Genomic DNA, 23482 nt, shown 5'->3' with positions numbered 1-23482 from the left:
TCGGTCGGCGCCCCCCCGCCGGCGGGGCTTCTTACACCCACCACACCCGCCGGGGCGCCCCCCCCCCCCCCGGCCCCCCGCGCCCGTACCGCCGCCGATGTCGAGGTGCGTGCCCGGCGCCCAGCCGGGCAGCCGCTCGCCGGCCGCGGCCAGCGCGGACCGTACGGCCTCGAACGTCGCAGGCATCCTGTACGCGGCGTACGCGGCGACGTCGGCGCGGTCCCTGAGCACCGGGGCGTCCGTCGGCGTGCGCCCGCGGTAGTTGGCGATCAGCCGCTCGACGGCGGCCGTGGCCTGCTTCGGCGGCAGCCCGTCGAGGACCCCGGCCAGGGCCCCGCGCAGTTCTTCGTGCATTCGAGCAATTCTACGGGGACCCGGCCGGACGCCCGGCGCGCACAGCACATGACGGAGGCTCGCAGGTCACCAGCGCGGCGGCGGAGGCGCCGTCAGCTGGTCGGCCAGCCGGGACAGCCGGTCGCGGAAGCGCCGGTGGCGGCGCGGCGCGGGCAGGCTGTTCTCGCCGGCCGCCGCGCTGACCAGGTGCTGCACGGTGTCCAGGTCCAGATCAGCGGCGGACGGGCCGGCCGGCCCGTCCACCGCGAGCTCCGCCGGCACCGCCGGTCCCGGCACCGTCAGCGCGTCGTGCGCCAGCGCCTCAAGATCCCGGTCGCCCGCGTCCAGCGCCAGCACCGTCGCGCCGTTCCGCCGGGCGTCGTGCACCCGCTCCAGCAGGCGGGGCCCCGGCGCGTCCGGCGCCACGACCAGCAGCGTCTCGCCCCGCCGCGCCGTCTCCAGCCGCCCGAGGCCCACCGAGAGGTGCGCCGGGACGCCCAGTGGGACGCGGTGCCGCACCAGCGTCGGCGAGAGCTCCGGCAGGCCCGACCACGCGGCCTCGTCGTCGAGGTGCGCCGCCAGATGCCACGGTTCGTACTCCGCGCTGCCGACCAGCAGCAGCCCGCCGCCGTGCGGTGCCACGGACGCGCGCAGCGACCCGGCGAAGCGGCGGGTGGCCTGGACCCATTCGGTACCGGCGAGGACTTCGCGCAGCAGCGCGACGCGTACGGCATCCATGGCTCCGCATCCTGCCGCCGCCCGCCCGCCGCCGGAGCGCCCTTCGAACGCCGTCACTCGTACGAGTCATGGCTGTTCGGTGCGCTGTCGCGAGCCCGGCATGATCCGTAAGACACCCCCTACGCCTCCTGCTGCACGCGCGCGGTACCCGGCCCCGCACCCGCCACCGCCGACTCCTCGCCGGCCAGGTGGTCGCTGGGCGCTTCCGGGTCCAGCAGCCGGTTCAGCCGGGCCGGCACGTCGAAGCCGACCAGCAGCACGACCAGGACCGTGCCGGCGAAGGTGAGCAGCGCCAGCGAGCTGCCCAGCGACCGGCCCTCGGCCAGGCTCGCGCCCAGTACCGGCGCCACCGCGCCGCCCAGCGCCCCCACGTTGTACGTGAAGCCCAGGCTTGCGGCGCGGTTCTCGGTGGGGAAGTGGCCGCCGATGTACCGCGGCAGCAGCCCGGAGATGCCGAAGCTGAGGGCCTGCAGGACGAACAGCAGGACGCCGAGCAGCAGCAGGCTGTTCCCCGCGGCGAAGACCGGGAAGACGAAGACCAGCGAGGCGAGCAGGGTGCACGCGTACGCCTTCTGCGTGCCGATCCGGTCGCCGACGAAGCCCGCCAGCCAGCAGCCCGCCATGGTGCCGAACCCGGCGAAGAACAGCACGTTGGTGACCTGGCCGGGGGAGTAGTGCAGCTCGGTCTTCAGGTACGTCGGCAGCAGCGCCTGGATGGGCCAGGTGTACAGGAAGGCGACGAAGACCGTCACGATCAGCGAGAGGTACAGCAGCCAGCCGCGGCGGCCGCCGAGCTGGACCGCGAGCGCGGCCAGGGTGACGCCCGAGAGGACGGAGAGGAGCGGTACCGCGCCCGCGCCCACCGGCGTGAAGACGCCGAAGAGGGACAGCGTGGCCACGACCGTCAGCACGGTGTTGACCGTCGCGCGCAGCGGTGTGGCGAACAGCGGCCGGAAGGGATTCGGCTTCGTCTCCCGCTCGGCGACCGCCGCGCTCCACTCCTCGGCCTCCGGCAGCGACCGCCGCACCCACAGCGCGATCACGATCGGGGCCAGCCCGATGTAGAACATCCAGCGCCAGCCGAGCGCGGGCACGACCCACTTGTAGCACTCGGCGGCCAGCACCGAGCCCATGGAGAAGCCGGAGATCAGGAAGCCGCTCGCCCGGCTGCGGACCCGGGCCGGCCAGCTCTCCAGCACGTACGTGGCGCTGGCGCTGTACTCGCCGGCCATGCCCATGCCGATCAGCAGCCGGGCCACGAAGAGGCTGGTGTAGTCCCACGCGAAGCCGCAGGCGAAGGTGCCGAGGGAGTAGAGCAGGATGCTCGCCACCATCGACGCCTTGCGGCCGAAGCGGTCGCCGAGCGCGCCGAGGACAGCGCCGCCGAGCCAGCGGGTGATGAACGCGCCGGAGATCAGGCTCGCGCCCTGCACCGTGCTCAGGTCGAACTCGGCGCTGATCTCGGTCAGCACGAGCGTGATCAGCACGAAGTCGAAGCCGTCGAGGACGTAGCCGATCCAGGCGGCGAAGAACGACTTCCACTGGGTCGGGCTCACCTCCCGGTACCAGGGGAGGGCGGCCTTGCGCGCCGGGCGCGCGGCGCCGGTCAACGGACCGGCTCCAGGCCCGCGGCGGTCAGCCGGCGGGCGACCTCGGCCACCGACTCGGCGCCCAGCGGGAGCTGCGGCGCCGCGGTGGCCGGGTGGTCGATGACGCCGAGCAGGTGCAGCGCGGCCTTGAAGGAGCCCAGCGCCGAGGAGCTGCGGCCCATCTCCGCCTCCGGCCCCGCGTCGACGATGCCGAAGAGCGCGACCAGCCGCTCCTGCTCGGCCGCTGCCGCCGCCCAGTCGCCCGCGCGGCAGGCGTCGTACAGGCGGACGTAGGCGGCCGGGTCGACGTTGCCGATGCCCGGGACCACGCCGTCGACCCCGGCGAGCAGTGCCGCGTCCACGGTCAGCTCGGAGCCGGTGAGGACCGCGAAGTCGGGAGCCGGGCCGGTGCGGCGGCCGGCCCTGCCGCCCAGCTCCACGAGGAGGCGGCGCAGCCCGCCCTCGTCGCCGCTGCTGTCCTTGAGCCCGGCCAGCGTGCCGTCCTCGGCCAGCTCCCGCACCAGCGCGCCGGGGAGCTTGCTGTGCACGGAGACCGGGATGTCGTACGCGAAGAGCGGCAGGTCCACGGCGGCCCGGAGCGCGCGGAAGTGCCCGGCGATCTCCTTGGGGTGCGTACGGGTGTAGAAGGGCGCGGTGGCCACGAGCGCGTCGGCGCCCAGTGCCTTCGCCGTACGGGCGTGGTCGAGCACCCGGGCGGTCGTGGTGTCGATGACGCCCGCCAGCACCGGCACCCGGCCGTCCGCCGCCTTGACGACGGCCTCCAGCGCGGTGGCCCGCTGCGCGTCGGTGAGGTAGGCGACCTCGCTGGTGGAGCCGAGGGCGAAGAGGCCGTGCACCCCGCCGCCGACCAAGTGCTCCACCAGCCGCCCGAGCGAGCCGGTGTCGACCTCGCCGTGCGGGTCGAGGGGGGTGCAGACCGGCGGTACGACGCCGTGCAGCGGGGTGGGCAGAGCCATGCGGTACTCCAGCGGTGTGGTGCGGGCCGGTCACGGGACTGCCGCCGATCGAGTGACGGGCGGTGGTCGGACGTGGGACATGGGATGTCCGATGTCTGGGTCACAATAGACCCGGCCCGGAGCGGTCGGTCAAGAGGTCGCCGGCCGGATCACCCGGATCCACCCCGGCGAGACGGAGAGGCAGACACATGGCGCGCGGCACGATGTCCGAGGACGTCCAGGCGCAGATCAAGCGGCTCATCCTGCGGCGGAAGCTGGTGCCCGGCGACCCGCTGCCCACCGAGGCCGAGCTGGTCGAGCTGCTCGACGTCAGCCGGAACTCGGTCCGCGAGGCGCTCAAGGCGCTGCAGGCCATGCGCATCGTCGAGATCCGGCACGGCTTCGGCACGTACGTCGGGACGCTCACCCTCGACCCCTTCGTGGAGGGCATCGCCTTCCGGGCCGCGGTCCGCCACCACCAGGGCGAGGCCAGCCTGTACGAGCTGATGGAGGTCCGCGAGGCGCTGGAGGCCGGGCTCGTCGGGGCGGTCGCGCGCAGCCTGCCGGCCGAGGACCTGGACGTACTGCGGGGCCTGGTCGACCGGATGGAGAAGGAGGCGGCGGCCGGCCGGGTGGAGAGCGGCACCGACCGCGCCTTCCACCTCGCGCTGTACCGCTCGCTCGGCAACCACCTGCTCAGCGAGGTGCTGGACGCCTTCTGGGACGCGCTGCGCCGGGTCCGCAAGGACCTGGACGACAGCAGCCAGGAACCGGAGGTGACGTGGCGTCAGCACGCGGAGATCGTCACCGCGCTGGAGACCGGCGACGGCGACCGCGCGGTCGAGGCGATGCACCGGCACTTCGACGGCATCCGGGAGCGGCTGAAGGGCGTCGCGTAGCGGCCGGTGGGGAGGTCGCGTGACGGACGGCGGGGCGGCCGTGAGGGCTGGCGGGGCAGCCGTGTAACGGGCCAGTGTCCGGCCCGCTCCAGAAGGTCCGCCACGCCCGTACGCCTTGCGTACAGCCGCAGTTCACCCGCAGTTCCGCTGTCTGTGGCATTCGCGCGAGGCGGGCGACACGGGCCATGTCGGGTGCCTTGACGCCCCGTTGGGCGCTCCCTATGGTCACCGCAGGACAAGGGACGTCCTACGTCTGGTCGTTAGGGGCTGCCCGTGGCGTACGAGACTTCGCAACCCTTCCGCGCCGGGACCGGCGGCTACGCCAGTTACCGCATCCCGGCCGCGGTCGTGACCCGGGCCGGCACCCTGCTGGCCTTCGCCGAGGGCCGCGTCGCCTCGTCGTCCGACACCGGCGACATCGACCTCGTCCTGCGGCGCTCCACCGACGGCGGCCGTACCTGGGGCCCACTGACCGTCGTCGACGGCAACGGCACCGGCACGGCCGGCAACCCGGCCCCCGTCGTCCTGCACACCGGCCCGCACCGCGGCCGCACGGTCCTCGTCCACGTACGCAACGCGGGCACCGCCACCGAGAGCGCCATCCTGCGGGGCGAGGTATCCGCCGCCGACGGCCGCCGCGTGTGGCTCCAGTACAGCGACGACGACGGGCTGACCTGGAGCACCCCGCGCGAGATCACCGCCCAGGCCAAACGCGCCGGCTGGCGGTGGTACGCCACCACCCCCGGCCACGCCCTCCAGATCCGCGAAGGCCCGTATGCCGGCCGGCTGGTGGTGCCCGCCAACCACTCCATCGCGCCCACCGTGCCCGGCGACACCGGTGCCGAGGGCCGCTACAACGGCGGCCACGTGCTGCTCAGCGACGACTCCGGCGCGACCTGGCGGATCGGCTACACCGACTCCAACCCCAACGGCTACATCAACACCAACGAGACCACCGCCGCCGAACTCCCCGGCGGCCGCCTCTACTTCAACGCCCGCAACGACTCCGACGCGCCCGGCACCCGCGTCGACGCCTACTCCGCCGACGGCGGCGCCCACCTGGAGAAGCCCTTCCGGGCCCAGGCCGGGCTCGCCGCGCCGGTCGTCCAGGGCAGCGTGCTGCACCTCGGCGCCCCGGACGTGCTGCTCTTCTCGGCCCCCGCCGACCGCGCCGCACGCGCCCTGATGACCGTGCGCGCCAGCCGCGACCGCGGCCTGACCTGGCAGAACGCCCACACCGTCAGCGGCCTCCCGGCCGCCTACTCCGACCTCGTCCGCATCGACCCCGACACCGTCGGACTGCTCTACGAAACCGGCGACTTCAGCGCCTACTCGACGATCACCTTCCGCCGCATCCCCGTGGAGGAGCTGGCATGAGGACGTACGACACGAGCCCCCTGAGTGGTGCGCGCCGCAGAACCGTGTTGGGCGGTGCCGCGGCCGTTGCCGCCGGCTTCGCGCTTGCCGGTTGCGGTGACGGTGCCGAGGACAAGAATGCCGCGCCCAAGGAGCGCAAGAAGGGGCAGAAGATCACCCTCACCTTCTGGTCCTGGGTGCCCGGCATCGACAAGCCCGTCGACCTGTGGAACAGCAAGAATCCCGAGGTCCAGGTCAAGGTCGAGAAGGTGTCGGCCGTCAACGGCGCCCAGTACGCCAAGATGCACGCCGCCATCAAGGCGGGCAACCCGCCCGACCTCGGCCAGATCGAATTCCCCGTCGTGCCGAGCTTCCTGCTGGACAACGGGCTGCTGGACCTGACCACCGTCGGCGGCGAGCGGTACAAGAGCAGGTTCGTCGGCTGGCAGTGGCAGCAGTCCGTCTTCGGCAAGGGCGTCTACGCCATCCCGCAGGCGTCCGGCCCGATGGGCCTCTTCGTCCGCCAGGACCTCTTCGACAAGTGGGACATCGAGCCGCCCGCCACCTGGGACGAGTACGAGGTCGCTGCCAAGAAGATCCGCACGAAGGGCGCCTGGATCGAGACCTTCGCGCCCACCAACGGCAACCGCTTCGCCGGGTACGCCTGGCAGGCCGGCGCCCGCTGGTACGCCGCCGACGGCGACACCTGGACCGTCCACCTCGACGACGACCCCACCCGCAAGGTCGCCGACTACTGGGAGGGCCTGGTCAAGCGGAAGCTGGTCAAGACCATCCCGGACCGGCAGAACGCCTGGTACAAGGACATCCAGACCGGCGCCATCCCCGCCTGGCTCGGCGCCAGCTGGGGCGACGCGCTGCTGGTCGGCAACGCGCCGGACACCAAGGGCAAGTGGCGCGCCGTGCCGCTGCCGCAGTGGACCAAGGGCGCGGACGCGCAGGCCAACTGGGGCGGCTCCACGACTGCCGTGTTCGCCGGCGCGACCTATCCCAAGGACGCCCTCGACTTCGCCGTCTGGCTCAACACCGACCCCGAGGCGATCGGGCTGCTCATCGACGGCGGCTACGGCTTCCCCAGCGCGAAGACCGGCTACGAGACCACCGACCTCGACGTCCACAAGGGCTTCTTCGGCGGGCAGGCGTACAGCACGGTCTTCAAGGAGGCCGGCGACCACGTCGACACCAGCTGGCAGTGGGGCCCCGGCGTCGACACCCTCTACCAGCGCCTGGGCGACGCCTTCACCGAGGCGCTGAGCAGCGGCGACTCCTTCCGCTCGGTGCTGAAGAAGGTCCAGGCGCAGACGGTGAGCGACCTCAAGGGCAAGGGCCTGAAGGTGGAGAGCGGCGGGTGAGACGGCCGACCCGTACGGAAGCCCGCAACGCGCGCGCCGCCGCGGGCTTCCTGCTGCCCTTCCTCGCCCTCTTCCTGCTCTGCTTCATCGTGCCCATCGCGTACGCGATCTGGCAGAGCCTGCACAGGACCGAGCGCACCGGGCCGCTCGGCCTCGGCGGCGCCGAACACGAGGTCTTCGCCGGACTGGCCAACTACGCCCAGGCGCTCTCCGACGACCGCTTCCTCGCCGGCTTCGGCCGGGTGCTGCTCTTCGGCGCCGTACAGATCCCGCTCATGATCATTCTGGCGACCGCCCTCGCGCTGCTCCTGGAGAGTGCGAGCGCCCGCTGGGTGACCTTCTTCCGCAGCGCGTTCTTCCTGCCGTACGGCGTGCCCGGCGTGATCGCCTCGATCCTGTGGGGCTTCCTCTATGTCCCCGGGATCAGCCCGCTGGTGAAGATGGCCCAGGAGGTCGGCTGGGACGTGGACTTCCTCTCCCGCGGCACGGTCCTGTGGTCCATCGCCAACATCGTCACCTGGCAGTTCACCGGGTACAACATGCTCGTCCTGATCTCCCAGCTCAAGGCCGTGCCACAGGAGCTGTACGAGGCCGCGCGCATCGACGGCGCGAACGCGCGCCAGGTAGCCCTGCACATCAAGATCCCGCTGATCCGCCCGGCCCTCGTCCTGACCTGCGTCTTCTCCATCATCGGCACGCTCCAGCTGTTCGCCGAGCCGATGGTGCTGCGGCCGCTCGCCTCCTCCATCGACTCCGGTTACACGCCCAACCTGCACGCCTACAGCGAGGCGTTCGTCGGCAACAACCAGCACCTCGCGGCGGCCGAGGCGGTCCTGCTCGCGCTGGTCGCGTGTGTCCTCTCCTTCGGCTTCCTGCGGCTGGTCGGACAGCGCGGAAAGGAGGACGGCCGGTGACCCCCTCGGCGCTCCGCTACCGCATCCTCACCTGCTCCCTGCTGACCGTCGCCGCCGTCTACTTCCTCGTACCGGTGTACTGGCTCGTGGTCTCCGCCACGAAGAGCAGCGGCGACCTCTTCGGCAGCTTCGGCTTCTGGTTCGCGAACCCGCGGCCGCTCCAGTACCTCGGCGACGTCCTGACCTACGACCACGGCATCTACGTCCGCTGGTTCGCCAACTCCCTGCTGTACGCGGGCGTCGGCGCGCTCGCCGCGACGCTGCTGTCCGCGGCGGCCGGCTACGCGCTCGCGAAGTTCCCCTTCCCGGGGCGGGAAGGGATCTTCAACGTCATCCTGGCGGGCGTGCTGATCCCCGGCACCGCCCTCGCCCTGCCGCTGTACTTCCTCTTCAGCGGCTTCGGGATGTCCAACACCTACTGGGCGGTGCTGATCCCCAGCGTGGTCAGCCCCTTCGGCGTCTACCTGTGCCGGATCTACGTGGCCGCCGCCGTGCCCGACTCGCTGCTGGAGGCGGCCCGGATCGACGGCGCGGGGGAGTGGCGGATCTTCTCCGGCCTCGGGCTGCGGCTGATGATCCCCGCGCTGGTCACCGTCTTCCTGTTCCAGTTCGTGCACATCTGGAACAACTACTTCCTGCCGCTGGTGATGCTCTCCGACTCCGACCTGTACCCGATCCAGCTGGGCCTGACCTCCTGGACGGGCTACGCCGACCGGCAGCCGGAGCTGTACCAGTACACCGTCGGCGGCGCGTTCCTCTCCGTACTGCCGCTGATGATCCTGATGACCGTGCTGCAGCGGTACTGGCGTACGGGGCTCACCGAGGGCAGCGTGAAGGCGTGATCACCGGCACGCCGCGCCCGGCTGCCCGGGCCGCACCAGGCGTGCCAGTATCGCTGGCATGACTACTCCTGACGATGCGAAGCCCGCGACTCCCGTGAATGTCGCGACCGAAGCCAAGAAGGCGCTCAAGCGGGACCCTTGGGACCTGCCGGATGTCGCCGGCCTGGTCGTCGGCGTGCTCGGCGGCACCGGTGACCAGGGCCGCGGCCTGGCGTACCGGTTCGCCAGGGCGGGCCAGAAGGTGATCATCGGCTCGCGCGCGGCGGAGCGGGCGCAGGCCGCGGCGGACGAGCTCGGCCTCGGCGTCGAGGGTGCGGACAACGCGGAGTGCGCGCGCCGCTCCGACGTCGTGATCGTGGCGGTCCCGTGGGAGGGTCACGCCAAGACCCTCGAAGCGCTGCGCGAGGAGCTGGCCGGCAAGCTCGTCGTCGACTGCGTCAACCCGCTCGGTTTCGACAAGAAGGGCGCGTTCGCGCTGAAGCCCGAGGAGGGCAGCGCGGCCGAGCAGGCCGCCGCGCTGCTCCCGGAGTCGCGCGTCACGGCCGCCTTCCACCACCTCTCGGCGGTGCTCCTCCAGGACCCGTCGGTCGAGAAGATCGACACGGATGTGATGGTGCTGGGCGAGAAGCGGGCCGACACGGATGTGGTGCAGGCGCTGGCCGGCCGCATCTCCGGCATGCGCGGCGTCTTCGCCGGCCGGCTGCGCAACGCGCACCAGGTCGAGTCCCTGGTCGCCAACCTGATCTCGGTCAACCGGCGGTACAAGGCACACGCGGGGCTGCGCACCACGGACGTGTGAGCTCCGGCCGGGGCGAGCGGCGGGCCGGAGTCGGGCGGAGCGGGGCATGGGGGACACTGGAGGGGACCGCATACGCAGTACCCCGACAGGAGCCCCCTCCCATGCCCGCCCTGCCCCCGTCCGGCCCGGCCCGGCGCCTCGCCGTCTTCGCCCTCGTCGTCTGCGTCCTGGCGGTCGTCGCGGCCGTCGTCTCCTTCGTGGCGGGCAACCTCATCGGCATCGCCTGGGTCCTGGTGGCCGGCGTCTCCAGCAACATGGCGTGGTTCTACCTGCGCCGGGCCAAGCTGGAGCGGGAGGCCGCGCAGGCGGCGGACGGGGCCCCGGAGGGCTCGCCCCGCTAGAACAGCTGCGGCTCGCCCCGCCAGAAGCGGAAGAGCTCCTGCCCGAGGTAGCTGTCGATCTGGGAGACGCCCAGCACCCGCAGGACGGCGTCCACCGCCTCGAAGAACACCTGGTTCACGCCCGGCGCCCAGAGCAGTCCGAAGACCGCGAGCAGGCCGAACGGCGCGAACGGCTCCACCTGCCGCCGCAGCTTGTGCGACAGCCACGGCTCGATCACGCCGTACCCGTCCAGCCCCGGCACCGGGACGAAGTTCAGGATCGCGGCCGTCACCTGCAGCAGCGCGAGGAACGCGAGCGCGTACCGGAACGGCTTCGGCACGCCGTCCATCGCGCCCAGCCAGAACGGCGCGGTGACCACGGCCGCGAACAGGATGTTCGTCAGCGGGCCCGCCGCCGAGATCAGGCTGTGCCGCCAGCGGCCCCTGATCCGGCCGCGCTCGATGAACACCGCGCCGCCCGGCAGGCCGATCCCGCCCAGGATCACGAAGATCACCGGCAGCACGATGCTGAGCAGCGCGTGCGTGTACTTGAGCGGGTTGAGCGTCAGATAGCCCTTCGCGCCGATCGAGATGTCGCCGCTGTGCAGCGCCGTACGGGCGTGTGCGTACTCGTGCAGGCACAGCGAGACGATCCACCCCGAGACCACGAACAGGAACACGGCGACGCCGGTGTTCTCGGCGAGCTGGTCCGTCCACACGTACCAGCCCGACGCCGCCATGACGGCGACGAGCGCGAGGAAGACGGGACTGACGCGCCGGTCCGCGCGCCGTACTGCGGTGGTCATCGTGCGGTGCTCCTGAGGGGTGGGCGGGTCGTGCGGGGCGGGTCGTGCGAGAGGGGTCGTGCGCGGAGGGGTGCGGTCGTGCGTGAGGTCGTCTGTGGGCGGGCGGCGGATCGTACACCGGAAAACGAGGAGCGTATGCCGGTGGTTCCAGGCAGTCTGGACCCGTGTGCGTGCCCGTACCCCTCGGGAAGACGAGAATGTCCGGGACGGGGGCGACGGGGGAACGAGTGGGGACAGTGGTGGGGGACGGGCGGGGCGTGCGGGACGTGGACGACAATGGGCCGGTGCGCTACGGAATCCTCGGGACGACCCAGGCACGCCAGGACGACGGGACCGACGTCGCCCTCGGCGGTGCCCGCCTGCGCGCACTCCTCGCCGCCCTCGCGCGCACGCCGGGGCGCCCCCGTACCCCCGACACGCTGATCGCGGAGGTCTGGGGGCCGGATGCGGAGCCGCGGGACGCGGGCGGCGCGCTCCAGGCGCTCGTCGGACGGCTGCGGCGGGCCCTCGGCCATGCCGCGGTCGTCTCCGTGACCGGCGGTTACTACCTGGCCGCCGACCCCGACGACGTCGACCTGCACCGCTTCGAGCGGCTGGCGGGCGAGGGCGAGCGGGCGCTGGCGGACGGCGACCCGGCGAAGGCCGCCGCGCTGCTGGACGACGCGCTCGCGCTGTGGCGCGGGCCCGCCCTCGCCGACCTCCCGGACGCGGTCGCCGAGGCGGCCGGGGCCGAACGGCTGCGCCTGGACGCGCGGCGCACCCGCCTCGCCGCCGATCTCGCGCTCGGCCGCGCGGAGGAGGCGCTGCCCGCGCTCACCGCGCTGTGCCGCCGCCATCCCCTCGACGAGCCGCTCCACCTCCTGCGGCTGCGCGCCCTGCGCGCCACGGACCGCACGGCCGAGGCGCTGGACGCGTACGCGGCCCTCAGCGCCGACCTCGCCGACCGCCTCGGCACGGACCCGTCACCGCCGCTGCGCGCCTTGCACGCGGAGCTGTTGGAGGCGGCGTCCGGGACGGCGTCCGGAGCGGCTGCCGGTACCGGTACCGGTACGGCTTCCGGCGCCCGCGTGGAGCCCGGCGGCGTCGCCGGCGGGTGGCGGCCGGCCGGGAATCTTCGGGCGCGGCTGACCTCGTTCGTCGGGCGTGAGGCGGAGCTGGGCGCGCTCCGCGCCGACCTGGCCGCGCACCGCCTCGTGACGCTGCTCGGGCCCGGCGGTGCCGGGAAGACGCGGCTGTCGCAGGAGGGCGCGGAGGCCGCGGCGGCCGGCGCGCCCGGGGCCTGGCCGGACGGCGTGTGGTTCGCGGAGCTGGGCCCCGTCGCGGACCCCGGCACGGTGCCGGAAGCCGTACTCACCGCGCTCGGCGCCCGCGAGACCGTGGTCCGCGGCAGCGCGGCCGAGGGGCTGCGCGCTGCCGCCGACCCGCTGGCCTTCGACCCGCTCGCGCAGCTCGCCGAGCACTGCGCGGGCCGCCGGATGCTGCTCGTACTGGACAACTGCGAGCACGTCGTCGACGCGGCGGCCCGGCTCGCGGAACGGCTGCTGGCCGAGTGCCCGGGCGTGAGCGTGCTGGCCACCAGCCGGGAGCCGCTCGCCGTACCGGGTGAGCTGGTCCGGCCGGTGGAGCCGCTGCCCGACCCCGTCGCACTGCGGCTGCTGGCCGACCGGGGCGCCGCGGCCCGGCCCGGCTTCCGCATCGAGGACGACCCGGAGGCGTGCGCCGAGATCTGCCGCCGGCTGGACGGCCTGCCGCTGGCCGTCGAACTGGCCGCCGCCCGGCTCCGCTCGCTCGCGCCGCGTCAGCTCGCGGACCGCCTGGACGACCGCTTCCGGCTGCTGACCAGCGGCAGCCGTACCGTACTCCCGCGCCAGCAGACCCTGCGCGCGGTCGTCGACTGGTCCTGGGACCTGCTCGACGCGCCCGAGCGCGCGGTCCTCCGCCGCCTCTCCGTCTTCTCCGGCGGCACGGACCTCACCGCCGCGGAATCGGTCTGCGCGGACGCCCCGGAGAACACGCCCGGCCTCCAGGAGCCGATCGGCGCCGGCCTCCAGGAGCCGATCGGCGTCGGCCTCCAGGAGCCGGCCGGCGCCCGGAACACGGGCCGGGCCGCCGGGTCCGCCGGACTCGTCGCCCCCGGCGACATCGCCCCGCTGCTCGGGTCGCTTGTCGACAAGTCGCTCGTCGTGGCCGTGCCGTCGGCCGGTGGCGAGATGCGGTACCGGCTGCTGGAGACCGTGCGGGAGTACGCCGGGGAGCGGCTGGACGAGGCGGGGGAGCGGGCCGCCGCCGAGCGCCGCCACCTCGTGGCCTACCGCGAGCTCGCCCGCGCCGCCGACCCCCTGCTCCGCGGCCCCGAGCAGCGCCACTGGCTGGACCGGCTGGAGCGGGAGCACGACAACCTCCGCACCGCCCTGCGCCGCGCCGTCGCCGCGCGCGACGAGCACGAGGCGCTCTGCCTCGTGCTGTCCCTGCAGTGGTTCTGGACGCTGCGCGACCACCGCGGCGACGCCCGTACCTGGTCGACGGCGGCCGCCGCGCTCGGCCCGAACCCCTTCCTGCCGCCGGTCACCCCGGCCCCGCCGCTGTCCGCCCGGCCGATCGACGCCCCGCCCCCGATGCCGCCCGAGCAGTTCCTCGAAGCCCGCCGGGAGGTCCGGCTGGTCGCGCTGGCCAGCGTGGACAGCGACATGCAGGCGCTGCAGCGCTTCGAACAGCAGGAGGAGCTGCGGGGCATCGTCAGCGCCTACCGCGGCGGGCTGCCGCAGACCTGCCGCGTGCCGGGCGTGCTGTGGTTCTACGCCGTCATGCTGACCGGCTGCTTCGTCGACCTGGTCGGCATGGTCGACGAGACCGTGCGCGGCTGCCGGGAGTTCGGTTACGACTGGGAGCTGGCGTTCATCCTCCAGCTGCGGGCGAGAATCCAGAACGACCGGCCCGGCGGCCTGGATCAGGCGAGCCGCGACGCCGACGAGGCGCTGGAGATCTTCCGCAGGCTCGGCGACGCCTGGGGAGTCGCCGAGGCGCTGGCCGGGCGCGGCGAGACCCACGAGGGGCACGGCGCGTACGGCCCGGCCGCCGACGACTACCGCGCCGCGATGCGGTACGCGGCGGAGCTCGGCGCGCACGGCCAGCTCCCGCTGCTCAAGACCCGGCTGGGCGGTGTACTGATCGAGGCGGGCGACGTCGAACAGGGCGAGCGGCTGCTGCACGAGGTGCTGGCCGAAGGGCGGCACAACCGCGACGCCGTGCCGTTCGCCCGCGTCCAGCTGGCCACCTGGCTGACGACGGCCGGCCGGATCGGCGAGGCCCGGCACCATCTCCAGCTCGTGCGGGAGGAGTTCGACGAACGGTCGGCGCCGGAGATGTTCCTCGGCATGGTCGAGGGGGCGCTGGCCGCGCTGGACGTGGAGGAGGGGCGGTACGACGGTGTACTGGCGGCCGTGCGCGGGGCCGTCGCCAAGATGCGCTCCCCGCTCACCCACGCCGTCGCCCCCGACCTGCCGCTGTCCCAACTGCTCGTCGCGGCCCGGGTGCTGGCCCTGACCGGCGGCCCGGACGGCGCCACGGACGGGGCCCGGCTGCTGGGCGCCTTCGACACCCTGCGCGCGCCCCGGCAGCACGCGCAGCGCATCACCCGCACCTCCCGCGAGGCGGCCGAGGAGGCCGTACGCGCCGTCCTCGGCGCGGCGGACTACGCGTCCGCCCACGCCGAGGGCGCCGCCCTCCCCCTCGACGAGGCCCTCGACCTCATCTGACATCCCCCTCGCGTCAGGTCTTCGACCGGAACTTCCGGACCGCCAGCGGCATCGTGACGGCCGTGATGCCTATCGCCCAGGCCAGCGTGATCAGGGTCGGATGGGCCACCGGGCCCTGGCCGCCCAGCAGGCCGCGGGCCGCGTCGGCGAGGTTGGAGAGGGGGTTGACCTTCGTGAACGCCTCCAGCCAGCCGGGCATCGACGTGGGCGGCGTGAAGATCGACGAGCCGAACTGCAGCGGCATCAGCACCAGCATCGCCATGCCCTGTACGGCCTGCGGCGTCTTCACCGTCAGCCCCAGCAGGACGAAGATCCACATCAGTGCCGCGCCGAACACGGTCGACAGCGCGATCGCCCCGACGAACTCCAGCGCCGACCCCTTGATCTGCAGGCCGAGCAGGAAGCCCATGCCCAGCAGGATCGCGGTGGCGATCAGCATCCGGCCGATCTCGACGACGATCTTGGCTATGAGGACCGAGGACCGCGCGATGGGCATCGTGCGGAAGCGGTCCATCACGCCCTTGCGGAAGTCCTCGTTGACGCCCGTGCCGACCGCCATGGCGATGTTCATGCCCATCATGGCCATCATGCCGGGGACCAGATACTGGACGTACTGCTGCTGATTGCCCTTGCCGGCGATGGCGCCGCCGAAGACGTACACGAACAGCAGGATGAAGATGACGGGCATCAGCAGGACGTCGAACATCGACTCCGGGTCCTGCTTGATCTGCAGGGCGTTGCGCCGGACCAGCGCGCCGATGTGGCGGAAATTGGCCCGCAGGCCGATCCGGCCCTCGGCGGCCCCGGGCTTCGCGGCCGGCGCCGTGATCGTTGCGGCGCTCATGCCGCGACCTCCTCGTACTGGGCGGCCGCCGGCTCGGCGGCCGTGTCGGCCTCGGACGTCTTCTGGCCGGTGATGGCCAGGAAGACCTCGTCCAGGCTGGGCAGATGGGTGTTGATGCCGGCGAGCGCGAAGCCGCGCTCGCCGAGGACGTTGACCACCGCGGTCAGCTGCTCGTCGCTGACGATCGGGACGTTCACCACGCCGTCCTCGTGGTCCGCCGTGGCGCCCGCCATGCCGTCCAGGCCGGCCTGCGCGATCACGCCGACCATGCGGTCCAGCTCGCCGCGGACCGCCGGGCGGATCTGCAGCGTGCGCCCGCCGACCTTGGCCTTCAGCTCGTCCACCCGGCCCTCGGCGATCACCCGGCCGCGGTCGACGACGGTCAGCTCGTCGGCCAGCCGCTCGGCCTCTTCCATGTACTGCGTGGTCAGCAGCACCGTCGCGCCCTCGCGGACCATGTGGTTGACCTCGTCCCAGACCTCGTTGCGCGTGCGCGGGTCGAGGCCGGTCGTGGGCTCGTCCAGATACAGCACCGCGGGGCGGCCGATCATCGAGGCGGCCAGGTCGAGGCGGCGGCGCATGCCGCCCGAGTACTTGCCCGCGGGGCGCTTGGCGGCCTCGGTGAGCGAGAACCGCTCCAGCAGCTCGTCCGCGCGCGCCCGGGCGTCCTTGCGGGAGAGGTCGAGCAGCCGCCCGATCATGTAGAGGTTCTCCCGGCCGGAGAGCTTCTCGTCGACGGAGGCGTACTGCCCCGTCAGGCCGATCGTGCGGCGCAGCGCGCGCGGCTGGCGCACGACGTCGTACCCGGCCACGATCGCCGTGCCGGCGTCGGGGACGAGGAGCGTGGACAGGCAGCGCACGAGCGTGGTCTTGCCCGCGCCGTTCGGCCCGAGCACGCCCATGACCGTGCCTTCCCGCACGTCCAGGTCCACTCCGTCGACGGCCTTGACATCGCCGAAGTGCTTGACCAGGCCACGGACTTGGACGGCCGCGCGGCCGTCGGCGGAGTGTGTCTTCTGCGTCATGGATCCACAGTGACAGGCACCACTGACAACGCCCCGACAGAGCACCGACAGCGCAGGTCGGGCGCCGATGGGCCACCGACAGACCGCCGACACGGATCGCCGACGCGGCTCGCCGGCAGGCCGCCGGCGCGGATCGCCGCCGGACATGCGCGAGGCGCTGCCGGACCACCGGCAGCGCCTCGCGGGGATCCTCAGTGGAAGGTGTGCTCCTCCGCCGGGAACGTGCCGCCCACGACCTCCTCGGCGAACGCCTGCGCCGCGCCGCCCAGCGCCTCGCGCAGCTGCGCGTACTGCTTCACGAAGCGCGGCACCCGGCCCTTGGTGAGCCCTGCCATGTCCGTCCAGACCAGGACCTGCGCGTCGCACTCCAGGCCCGCGCCGATGCCGACGGTGGGGATGTGCAGCGAGCGGGTGACCTCGGCGGCCAGCTCGGCCGGTACCGCCTCCAGGACCACGGAGAACGCGCCCGCGTCCTGCACCGCCTTGGCGTCCCGCAGCAGCTGCTGGGCCGCCTCCTCGCCGCGGCCCTGCACGGGGTAGCCGCCGAAGGCGTTGACGGACTGCGGGGTCAGCCCGATGTGGGCCATGACCGGGATGCCGGCGTCGACCAGCAGCTTGATCTGCTCCGCCGAGCGCTCGCCGCCCTCCAGCTTCACCGCGCCCACGCCGGCCTCCTTGACCAGCCGGGTGGCGTTGCGGAGCGCCTGGACGGGGCCTTCCTGGTACGTGCCGAAGGGCAGGTCGGCGACGACGAGGGCGCGCTTCGTGCCGCGTACGACGGCGGCGGACAGCAGCGTCATCTCGTCCATGGTGACCGGGACGGTCGACTCGTACCCCAGGTGGCAGTTGCCCATGGAGTCGCCGACGAGCAGGACGGGGATGCCCGCCTCGTCGAAGACGGACGCGGTCATCGCGTCGTACGCGGTGAGCATGGGCCACTTGTCGCCGCGGGCCTTGGCGGAGGCGATGTCGCGGACGGTGACACGGCGGGATCCCGTGCCGCCGTACAAGGACTTTTCGGTACTTTTCGCAGGACTCTGCGCAGGCGAAAGCTGCGTCATGACGACGGCTCCTTGTTCATCATCTCGAGGCGCCCTGACGGCGTCCCCGGACTCACCACCCATGCTGACACGCCCGCGCGCGGCGACGGAAGAGGGCCGGGCCGTGATGCGTGCTCAGTACAATCAACGATACGGAACGGTGCCGTATCGAAAAGGGCGTACGCTGGTTCGTATGGCACGTTCATCCGATTCTTCGCCCGGTGCGGGCATAGGCGCCGCGCCGGCCGGCGCGCGGCACGTCTCCGAGGCCGTCCACCGCCGCCGGTGGGCGATCCTCGCCGTGCTGATGCTCAGCCTGCTGATCGTCGTGCTGGACAACTCGATCCTGAACGTGGCGATGAAGACGATCGCCACCCCGGCCCCGACCGGCCTCGGCGCCAGTCAGAGCCAGCTGGAGTGGGCGATCAACTCCTACACGCTGGTCTTCGCGGGCCTGCTGTTCACCGCCGGTCTGCTCGGCGACCGGCTGGGCCGCAAGAAGGTCCTGTTGACCGGCCTGGTGGTCTTCGGCCTCGGTTCCGTACTGGCCGCGATCTCCGGCTCGCCCGGCCAGCTCATCGCCTTCCGCGCCGTGATGGGCCTGGGCGGCGCGCTGGTCATGCCGGCCACCCTCGCCATCCTCATGAACGTCTTCGAGCGCGACGAGCAGCCGAAGGCCATCGGCATCTGGGCCGGCGGCGTCGGCCTGGCCATCGCGATCGGCCCGATCGCCGGCGGGCTGCTCCTGGCCCACTTCTGGTGGGGCTCGGTCTTCCTGGTCAACGTGCCGATCGTGCTGATCGCGCTGGCCGCGATGGTGCTCCTGGTACCGGACAGCAGGGATCCCCGGCCCGGCAGGCTGGACCCGGTGGGCGTGCTGCTGTCCGTCGTCGGCCTCGTGCTCCTGGTGTACGGCATCATCAAGGGCGGCCAGCTCGCCGACTTCACCGACCCGCAGGTGCTCGGTACGGTCCTCGCCGGGCTGCTCGTACTGGCCGGCTTCGTCCTGTACGAGAAGCGCATCGATCATCCCTCGATCGACATCAGTTACTTCCGCAAGCCCGCCTTCTCCGCCGCCGTCGCCGCGATCGCGCTGGTCTTCTTCGCGCTGATGGGCGTCACGTTCTTCATGGTGTTCTACATCCAGAGCGTGCGCGGCTACACCCCGCTCCAGGCCGGCCTGCTGATCCTGCCGCTGGCCGCCGCCCAGATGATCTTCGCGCCGCGGGCCCGGCACGTCGTCGACCGCTTCGGAGCGAAGGCCGTCTGCACGGTCGGCATGCTGCTGGTCGCCGTCACGATGTCCGGCTTCCTCCTCATGGACACCGACACCCCGATCTTCGTGCTGGAGGTGCTCTTCTTCCTCCAGGGCACGGGCATGGCGCACATCATGCCGCCGGTCACGGTCTCGATCATGCAGTCCCTGCCGCGCGAGAAGGCCGGCTCCGGCTCGGCGCTGAACAACACGTTCCGGCAGGTCGGCGGCACGCTCGGGGTCGCCGTGCTGGGCTCGCTGCTGTCCGCGAGCTACCGCGACGGCATCCAGGGCACGCTGGACTCCGTACCGGGCCTGCCGGCGGGCGCGCGGCACGCGGCGGGCGAGTCCATCGAGGCCACGCTCGGCGTCGCGGAGAAGCTGGGGCCCGCGGGCCGGCAGCTGGCCGCCGCCGCCAACGACGCGTTCGTGCACGCCATGCACGTCACCGCGCTCGGCTCCGCCACGGTCGCCGTCGTCGGCGCGCTGGTCGTCGGGTTCTTCCTGCCCGGGAAGGCGGCCGACCGGGCTGCCGGCCAGGGCCGGGAGACGTCGCGAGAGACTTCTCCCGCGGGGAAGCCGTAGCGGCCGACGGCACTCCTGACGGCACTCCTGACGGCACTCCTGGCAGTACGGAACGAGAGGCGGGCCGGCGCGTGACCAGCGGAAAACGGAACGGGACGGCGGCCGGCGGGGGCGAGCCCCCCTGTGCAGCGGCGGCCACCCGCAGGCCCGGGCGGCCGCGCAACGAAGCGCTGGAGTCCACGATCATCGAGAGCGTGCTGGACCTGCTGGAGCGCGACGTCCCGCTCGCCGACCTGTCGATGGAGCGCATCGCCAAGGAGGCGGGCGTGGGCAAGGCCACGGTGTACCGGCGCTGGTCCGGCAAGGCCGGGCTGATGCTCGACGTGATGCGCTCGCTGGAGGAGGAGAATCCCGAGCTGCCCGGGGAGTCGGTCCGCGACGACCTGGTACTGCTGCTGGAGTTCCTGCGCCGGCGCGGCCTGGCCAAGCGCAACTCCGCCCTGCTGCGGACGGTGATCACCCAGGTCAAGGCGCAGCCCGAGCTCTGGCGCGAGTACCACGACACGGTCGTGCGGGCGCGCCGCGACGCGCTGCTGGCCGTCCTGCGGCGCGGCATCGCGGGCGGCGAGATACGCGCCGACTGCGACGTCGACGTCCTGGCCGACCTCTTCGTGGCGCCGATGCTCTCCCGGGCGCTGCTGCACGAGTGGCAGGAACTGCCCGAGGGCCTCGCCGAGCAGATCGTCGACACGGTCCTGGACGGCGTCCGGCCGCGTACACCCGACGTTGCGGGCCGTTCGGGGTGGCGGGCAGAATGATCTTCCCGCCGCCCGAATCCGACCGCTCGATGAGCGGTTCATGCCCGTTCTGTCACAGCACCTGTCGGCGCGGGCGCCGGCGGAACCCTGGCCATCCGCGCTTCGTCCCCTGAGGGGACAGCACAGGCTGAGCATCGCCTATGGTCAAGGCCCTAGGGTCGGGGGCCAGGCGGGGCGCACGAGCACGGCAGTGAGGGCATCGGGATGACGCAGGCGTACATGTCGGAGGCGGGGCGGGGCGCGGGCCCCGACGGGACCGGCCGCCGGACGGGCCGCCTGACCGGGTGGTGGCAGCGCGAGGGCATGTGGCGGCGCGGCCTCCTGCTCGCCGTACTGGCCGTGGCGCTGGGCCTGCTGATGGTGCTGCACGCCGACGTGCCGAACTCCATCGGCAATCTCGGCAGCCTGCTGGAGACGTTCCTGCCGTGGGTGGGCCTCGGCATCCCGCTGCTGCTCGTCGCCGCGCTGCTGCGCCGCTCGGCGACCGCGCTGATCGCGCTCGTGCTGCCGGCGGTCGTCTGGGCCAACCTCTTCGGCGGCCAGCTCACCGACAAGTCCGGCGCCACCGGCAATCTGACGGTCGCCACGCACAACGTCGACGCGGCCAATCCCGACCCGGCCGGCACCGCCCGGAAGGTCGCGGCCTCCGGGGCCGACGTGATCGCGCTGGAGGAGCTGACCGCCAAGGCGCTGCCCGCGTACCGCGCGGCGCTGGCGAAGCAGTATCCGTACCGCACGATCGAGGGCACGGTCGGCGTGTGGAGCAAGTACCCCCTCTCCGACGCCCGCCCGGTGGACATCAAGATGGGCTGGACGCGGGCGCTGCGCGCCACGGTGACCGCCCCCGACGGGCAGCGGGTCGCGGTCTACGCGGCGCACCTGCCCTCGGTACGGGTGAAGGTCAAGGCCGGGTTCACCGCGAACCAGCGGGACAACAGCGCCGAGGCGCTGGGCGAGGCCATCGCGGACGAGCCGCTGTCCAAGGTCGTGCTGCTGGGCGATCTGAACGGCACGATGAACGACCGGTCGCTGGCGCCGGTCACCTCGCAGCTGCGGTCGGCGCAGGGCGCGGCCGGTGACGGGTTCGGCTTCAGCTGGCCGGCCGCGTTCCCGATGGCCCGGATCGACCAGATCATGGTCAAGGGCGTGGACCCGACCACCGCGTGGACGCTGTCGTCCACCGGCAGCGACCATCTCCCACTGGCGGCGTCCTTCAAGGTCTGAGCGAGGAGGACGCAGGGGCCGTACGGCGGCGGGGCGGGGTCACGGAAGGTGGCCCCGCCCCGCCGCGTTTCCCTCATTTTCCCCTCATCGGGCCCAGGACTTCCGCCCGTAACGTCCCGTTCGCGCGGCGGAATGAATTTCCTGAGAGACTTTGTTCCCGTAGAGAACTTAAGGCTGTCCCTGTCTCCGCGCGCCACTACGGGCGCGCCCCTTTGATCCTGAAAGGTCACTCATGCCCTTGGCTCTGCTCGCGCTCGCGATCTCGGCCTTCGGTATCGGCACCACTGAGTTCGTGATGATGGGCCTGCTGCCCAACGTCGCGAACGACCTGGGCACCAGCGTGCCCACCGCCGGCTACCTCGTCTCCGCCTACGCCCTCGGCGTCGTCATCGGCGCCCCGCTGCTGACCGCGCTCGGCTCGCGCATCCCCCGCAAGCGGATGCTGCTGCTGATGATGGCGGTCTTCACGGCCGGCAACCTCGCGTCCGCGCTCGCCCCGAACTTCGGCATGCTCATCGCGGGCCGGCTGCTGGCCGGTCTGCCGCACGGCGCGTTCTTCGGTGTCGGGGCGGTCGTCGCCGCCCGGCTGGTCAAGGAAGGCCGGCAGGCCCGCGCGGTCGCCACGATGTTCCTCGGCCTGACCATCGCCAACATCGTCGGCGTGCCCGCCGCGACCCTGCTCGGCCAGCACCTCGGCTGGCGCGCGACCTTCCTGGTCGTCGCCGCCATCGGGCTGGTCGCCATGGCCTCGCTGGCCAAGCTCGTCCCGTACGTGCCGCGCGACGAGCAGAACGGCGTGAGGCAGGAGATCCGGGCGCTGGGCAACCGCCAGGTACTGCTCGGCCTGCTCACCGCGGTCTTCGGCTTCGCGGGCGTCTTCGCCGTCTACAGCTACCTCGCGTCGATGATGACCAAGGTCACCGGCTTCACCGAGTCGACCGTCCCGGTGGTGCTCGCCCTCTTCGGCATCGGCATGACCCTCGGCGCGCTCGCCGCGGGCCCGCTGACCGACCGGGCGCTGCGCCCGACCCTGTACGGCTCGCTCGGCGCGCTGGCCGTCACGCTCGTCGTCTTCGACTTCACCGTGCATGTGAAGTGGGCGGCCCTGGTCACCGTCGTCGTCCTGGGCGCGGTCGGCTTCATGACCACCACGCCCCTGCAGATGCTGGTCATGCGCAAGGCCGAGCACGCCCCGACGCTCGCCTCCGCCTCCAACCACTCCGCGTTCAACCTCGCGAACGCGGGCGGTGCCTGGCTCGGCGGCGTCGCGATCGCCGCGCACTGGGGCTGGACCTCCCCGACCCTCGTCGGCGCGGTCCTCGCGGTCGTCGGCCTCGCCATCGCGGTGACGGCCGGTGTCATGGACCGCGACCCCGGCCGCTCCCGCATCATCGCCACCAGCGACGACAAGGCCCGCCACGAACCTGCCCGGCTCGGCTGAGCACCGCGGTTCCGACGGCCCGGCCGGCGGGGCGCCCCCGTGGCGTCCCGCCGGCCGTTCCCGTTTCCGCGGCGCGTCCCGCTTCCGGCGGCCGGATGACCGTGCCGGGTCATCGGGGCAGTACCGGCTCCACGCCCTCGGGGAGGACCGGGGGCTGCCCCGTGGTCCAGATCGCCTCGACGGCCATCCGGGAGATCCGCCAGCCATCCGCCGTGCGGCGCAGGCGGGCCTCCCAGCGGCCGCCGACCGTGAACAGGGGGTCGGCCCCAGGGCCGCGCCGCTCCAGGGTGGCGGGGTGGTGCACGTGGGTCATCAGCGCGTTCCAGGACGCGGTGGCCTCCTCCGACGCGGCGTCGGCGTCGACGAGGACATCGGCGGAGACGTGCTGGGTGCGCGCGAACCGCCCGATCGCCTCCTCGGTGTGTCGCACCACGTCGGCGCCCTCGGCCGTACCGATGGGCGTCACCGTACGGACGTCGTCCGTGACGTAGGAGCGGGCCCACCCCGCGTCGAACTTGCGCTCGTCCAGGGCGCGGAAGAAGCGGCTGACGAGCAGGGAGATCTCGGCGTGGTCCTGTGATGTGGTCATGACCCGAGCCTGCTGCCTCAAGCGCACTTGAGGTCAAGCGCCGG

Annotated in this window: 21 protein-coding genes; 12 read left to right on the top strand and 9 right to left on the bottom strand. The window is 72.8% G+C overall.

All coding sequences use genetic code 11. From position 1 onward, the window contains the following. The 4 genes from ABT381_RS12965 to ABT381_RS12950 form a co-directional block, all read right to left on the bottom strand. Positions 1-354 (bottom strand): small ribosomal subunit Rsm22 family protein (locus ABT381_RS12965; RefSeq protein ID WP_351592126.1); only part of this gene is annotated, 354 nt, incomplete at its 3' end. A gap of 66 nt (positions 355-420) precedes the next feature. After that, positions 421-1071, bottom strand: a complete 651-nt coding sequence (locus ABT381_RS12960; protein WP_351592123.1) for a hypothetical protein — start codon at positions 1069-1071, stop codon at positions 421-423. Between the two features lie 119 nt (positions 1072-1190). Then, on the bottom strand, positions 1191-2681 hold the full coding sequence (locus tag ABT381_RS12955) for a sialate:H+ symport family MFS transporter (RefSeq protein ID WP_351592120.1): 1491 nt from the start codon (positions 2679-2681) through the stop codon (positions 1191-1193). Then, positions 2678-3637, bottom strand: a complete 960-nt coding sequence (locus ABT381_RS12950) for a dihydrodipicolinate synthase family protein (protein ID WP_351592117.1) — start codon at positions 3635-3637, stop codon at positions 2678-2680. The genes ABT381_RS12955 and ABT381_RS12950 overlap by 4 nt, the downstream gene beginning before the upstream one ends. 188 nt (positions 3638-3825) lie before the next feature. On the opposite strand from ABT381_RS12950, the gene ABT381_RS12945 reads away from it, so the two are divergent. From ABT381_RS12945 to ABT381_RS12915, 7 genes are all read left to right on the top strand, one after another. Next, complete coding sequence (locus ABT381_RS12945; protein ID WP_351592114.1) at positions 3826-4515, top strand: FadR/GntR family transcriptional regulator; 690 nt, start codon at positions 3826-3828, stop codon at positions 4513-4515. A 273-nt stretch (positions 4516-4788) separates the two neighbouring features. After that, positions 4789-5892, top strand: coding sequence for a sialidase family protein (locus ABT381_RS12940; protein ID WP_351592111.1), 1104 nt, complete (start codon positions 4789-4791; stop codon positions 5890-5892). Continuing rightward, a complete protein-coding gene (locus ABT381_RS12935; RefSeq protein WP_351592108.1) occupies positions 5889-7241 on the top strand; it encodes an ABC transporter substrate-binding protein in 1353 nt (450 codons plus the stop codon). The genes ABT381_RS12940 and ABT381_RS12935 overlap by 4 nt, the downstream gene beginning before the upstream one ends. Beyond that, complete coding sequence (locus ABT381_RS12930; RefSeq protein WP_351592105.1) at positions 7238-8155, top strand: carbohydrate ABC transporter permease; 918 nt, start codon at positions 7238-7240, stop codon at positions 8153-8155. The genes ABT381_RS12935 and ABT381_RS12930 overlap by 4 nt, the downstream gene beginning before the upstream one ends. Then, a complete protein-coding gene (locus ABT381_RS12925) occupies positions 8152-8997 on the top strand; it encodes a carbohydrate ABC transporter permease (protein ID WP_351592102.1) in 846 nt (281 codons plus the stop codon). The genes ABT381_RS12930 and ABT381_RS12925 overlap by 4 nt, the downstream gene beginning before the upstream one ends. Positions 8998-9055: 58 nt before the next feature. Then, entirely contained in the window at positions 9056-9796 is a 741-nt protein-coding gene (gene npdG, locus ABT381_RS12920) for an NADPH-dependent F420 reductase (protein ID WP_351592099.1), read from the top strand. Between the two features lie 101 nt (positions 9797-9897). Continuing rightward, a complete protein-coding gene (locus tag ABT381_RS12915) occupies positions 9898-10137 on the top strand; it encodes a hypothetical protein (RefSeq protein ID WP_351592096.1) in 240 nt (79 codons plus the stop codon). Here the strand turns inward: ABT381_RS12915 and ABT381_RS12910 are convergent. Continuing rightward, positions 10134-10922, bottom strand: a complete 789-nt coding sequence (locus tag ABT381_RS12910) for a site-2 protease family protein (RefSeq protein WP_351592094.1) — start codon at positions 10920-10922, stop codon at positions 10134-10136. The two genes, ABT381_RS12915 and ABT381_RS12910, sit on opposite strands and share 4 nt — an antisense overlap. Positions 10923-11206: 284 nt before the next feature. On the opposite strand from ABT381_RS12910, the gene ABT381_RS12905 reads away from it, so the two are divergent. Further along, positions 11207-14677, top strand: coding sequence for an ATP-binding protein (locus tag ABT381_RS12905; RefSeq protein WP_351592092.1), 3471 nt, complete (start codon positions 11207-11209; stop codon positions 14675-14677). Positions 14678-14690: 13 nt separating this feature from the next. On the opposite strand, the gene ABT381_RS12900 is transcribed toward ABT381_RS12905, so the two are convergent. From ABT381_RS12900 to panB, 3 genes are all read right to left on the bottom strand, one after another. After that, positions 14691-15521 carry an ABC transporter permease gene (locus ABT381_RS12900; protein WP_351592090.1) on the bottom strand — a complete coding sequence of 277 codons (831 nt, stop codon included), beginning with the start codon at positions 15519-15521 and terminating at the stop codon, positions 14691-14693. Then, positions 15518-16546 (bottom strand): ATP-binding cassette domain-containing protein, encoded by a 1029-nt coding sequence (locus tag ABT381_RS12895; protein ID WP_351592088.1) that lies wholly within the window; start codon positions 16544-16546, stop codon positions 15518-15520. The genes ABT381_RS12900 and ABT381_RS12895 overlap by 4 nt, the downstream gene beginning before the upstream one ends. A 191-nt stretch (positions 16547-16737) precedes the next feature. Continuing rightward, entirely contained in the window at positions 16738-17607 is an 870-nt protein-coding gene (gene panB, locus ABT381_RS12890) for a 3-methyl-2-oxobutanoate hydroxymethyltransferase (RefSeq protein WP_351592086.1), read from the bottom strand. A gap of 172 nt (positions 17608-17779) precedes the next feature. On the opposite strand from panB, the gene ABT381_RS12885 reads away from it, so the two are divergent. From ABT381_RS12885 to ABT381_RS12870, 4 genes are all read left to right on the top strand, one after another. After that, positions 17780-19426, top strand: coding sequence for an MFS transporter (locus tag ABT381_RS12885; protein WP_351592084.1), 1647 nt, complete (start codon positions 17780-17782; stop codon positions 19424-19426). Positions 19427-19497: 71 nt separating this feature from the next. Then, entirely contained in the window at positions 19498-20184 is a 687-nt protein-coding gene (locus ABT381_RS12880) for a TetR/AcrR family transcriptional regulator (protein WP_467754053.1), read from the top strand. Positions 20185-20487: 303 nt separating this feature from the next. Next, positions 20488-21408 (top strand): endonuclease/exonuclease/phosphatase family protein, encoded by a 921-nt coding sequence (locus ABT381_RS12875; protein WP_467754190.1) that lies wholly within the window; start codon positions 20488-20490, stop codon positions 21406-21408. Between the two features lie 232 nt (positions 21409-21640). After that, the gene (locus tag ABT381_RS12870) at positions 21641-22849 is read left to right on the top strand and encodes an MFS transporter (RefSeq protein ID WP_351592078.1); all 1209 of its coding nucleotides are present in this window, start codon (positions 21641-21643) and stop codon (positions 22847-22849) included. Positions 22850-22958: 109 nt separating this feature from the next. Here the strand turns inward: ABT381_RS12870 and ABT381_RS12865 are convergent, their stop codons facing one another. After that, positions 22959-23438 (bottom strand): nuclear transport factor 2 family protein, encoded by a 480-nt coding sequence (locus ABT381_RS12865; protein WP_351592075.1) that lies wholly within the window; start codon positions 23436-23438, stop codon positions 22959-22961. Positions 23439-23482 lie beyond the last annotated feature (44 nt).

It is taken from the genome of Streptomyces sp. NPDC000151, from assembly GCF_040301705.1.
In the GTDB taxonomy this organism is placed as follows: Bacteria; Actinomycetota; Actinomycetes; order Streptomycetales; family Streptomycetaceae; genus Streptomyces.
This window is presented reverse-complemented; position numbering and strand designations above follow the sequence as displayed.

Bases quoted from the DNA above. Each gene is read 5' to 3' on its own strand.
- ABT381_RS12875 (WP_467754190.1), top strand. From the start codon at position 20,488: ATGTGGCGGCGCGGCCTCCTGCTCGCCGTACTGGCCGTGGCGCTGGGC.
- ABT381_RS12910 (WP_351592094.1), bottom strand. From the start codon at position 10,922: ATGACCACCGCAGTACGGCGCGCGGACCGGCGCGTCAGTCCCGTCTTC.
- ABT381_RS12960 (WP_351592123.1), bottom strand. From the start codon at position 1,071: ATGGATGCCGTACGCGTCGCGCTGCTGCGCGAAGTCCTCGCCGGTACC.
- ABT381_RS12935 (WP_351592108.1), top strand. From the start codon at position 5,889: ATGAGGACGTACGACACGAGCCCCCTGAGTGGTGCGCGCCGCAGAACC.
- ABT381_RS12895 (WP_351592088.1), bottom strand. From the start codon at position 16,546: ATGACGCAGAAGACACACTCCGCCGACGGCCGCGCGGCCGTCCAAGTC.
- ABT381_RS12885 (WP_351592084.1), top strand. From the start codon at position 17,780: ATGGCACGTTCATCCGATTCTTCGCCCGGTGCGGGCATAGGCGCCGCG.
- ABT381_RS12870 (WP_351592078.1), top strand. From the start codon at position 21,641: ATGCCCTTGGCTCTGCTCGCGCTCGCGATCTCGGCCTTCGGTATCGGC.
- ABT381_RS12900 (WP_351592090.1), bottom strand. From the start codon at position 15,521: ATGAGCGCCGCAACGATCACGGCGCCGGCCGCGAAGCCCGGGGCCGCC.
- npdG (WP_351592099.1), top strand. From the start codon at position 9,056: ATGACTACTCCTGACGATGCGAAGCCCGCGACTCCCGTGAATGTCGCG.
- ABT381_RS12915 (WP_351592096.1), top strand. From the start codon at position 9,898: ATGCCCGCCCTGCCCCCGTCCGGCCCGGCCCGGCGCCTCGCCGTCTTC.
- ABT381_RS12865 (WP_351592075.1), bottom strand. From the start codon at position 23,438: ATGACCACATCACAGGACCACGCCGAGATCTCCCTGCTCGTCAGCCGC.
- ABT381_RS12950 (WP_351592117.1), bottom strand. From the start codon at position 3,637: ATGGCTCTGCCCACCCCGCTGCACGGCGTCGTACCGCCGGTCTGCACC.
- panB (WP_351592086.1), bottom strand. From the start codon at position 17,607: ATGACGCAGCTTTCGCCTGCGCAGAGTCCTGCGAAAAGTACCGAAAAG.
- ABT381_RS12945 (WP_351592114.1), top strand. From the start codon at position 3,826: ATGGCGCGCGGCACGATGTCCGAGGACGTCCAGGCGCAGATCAAGCGG.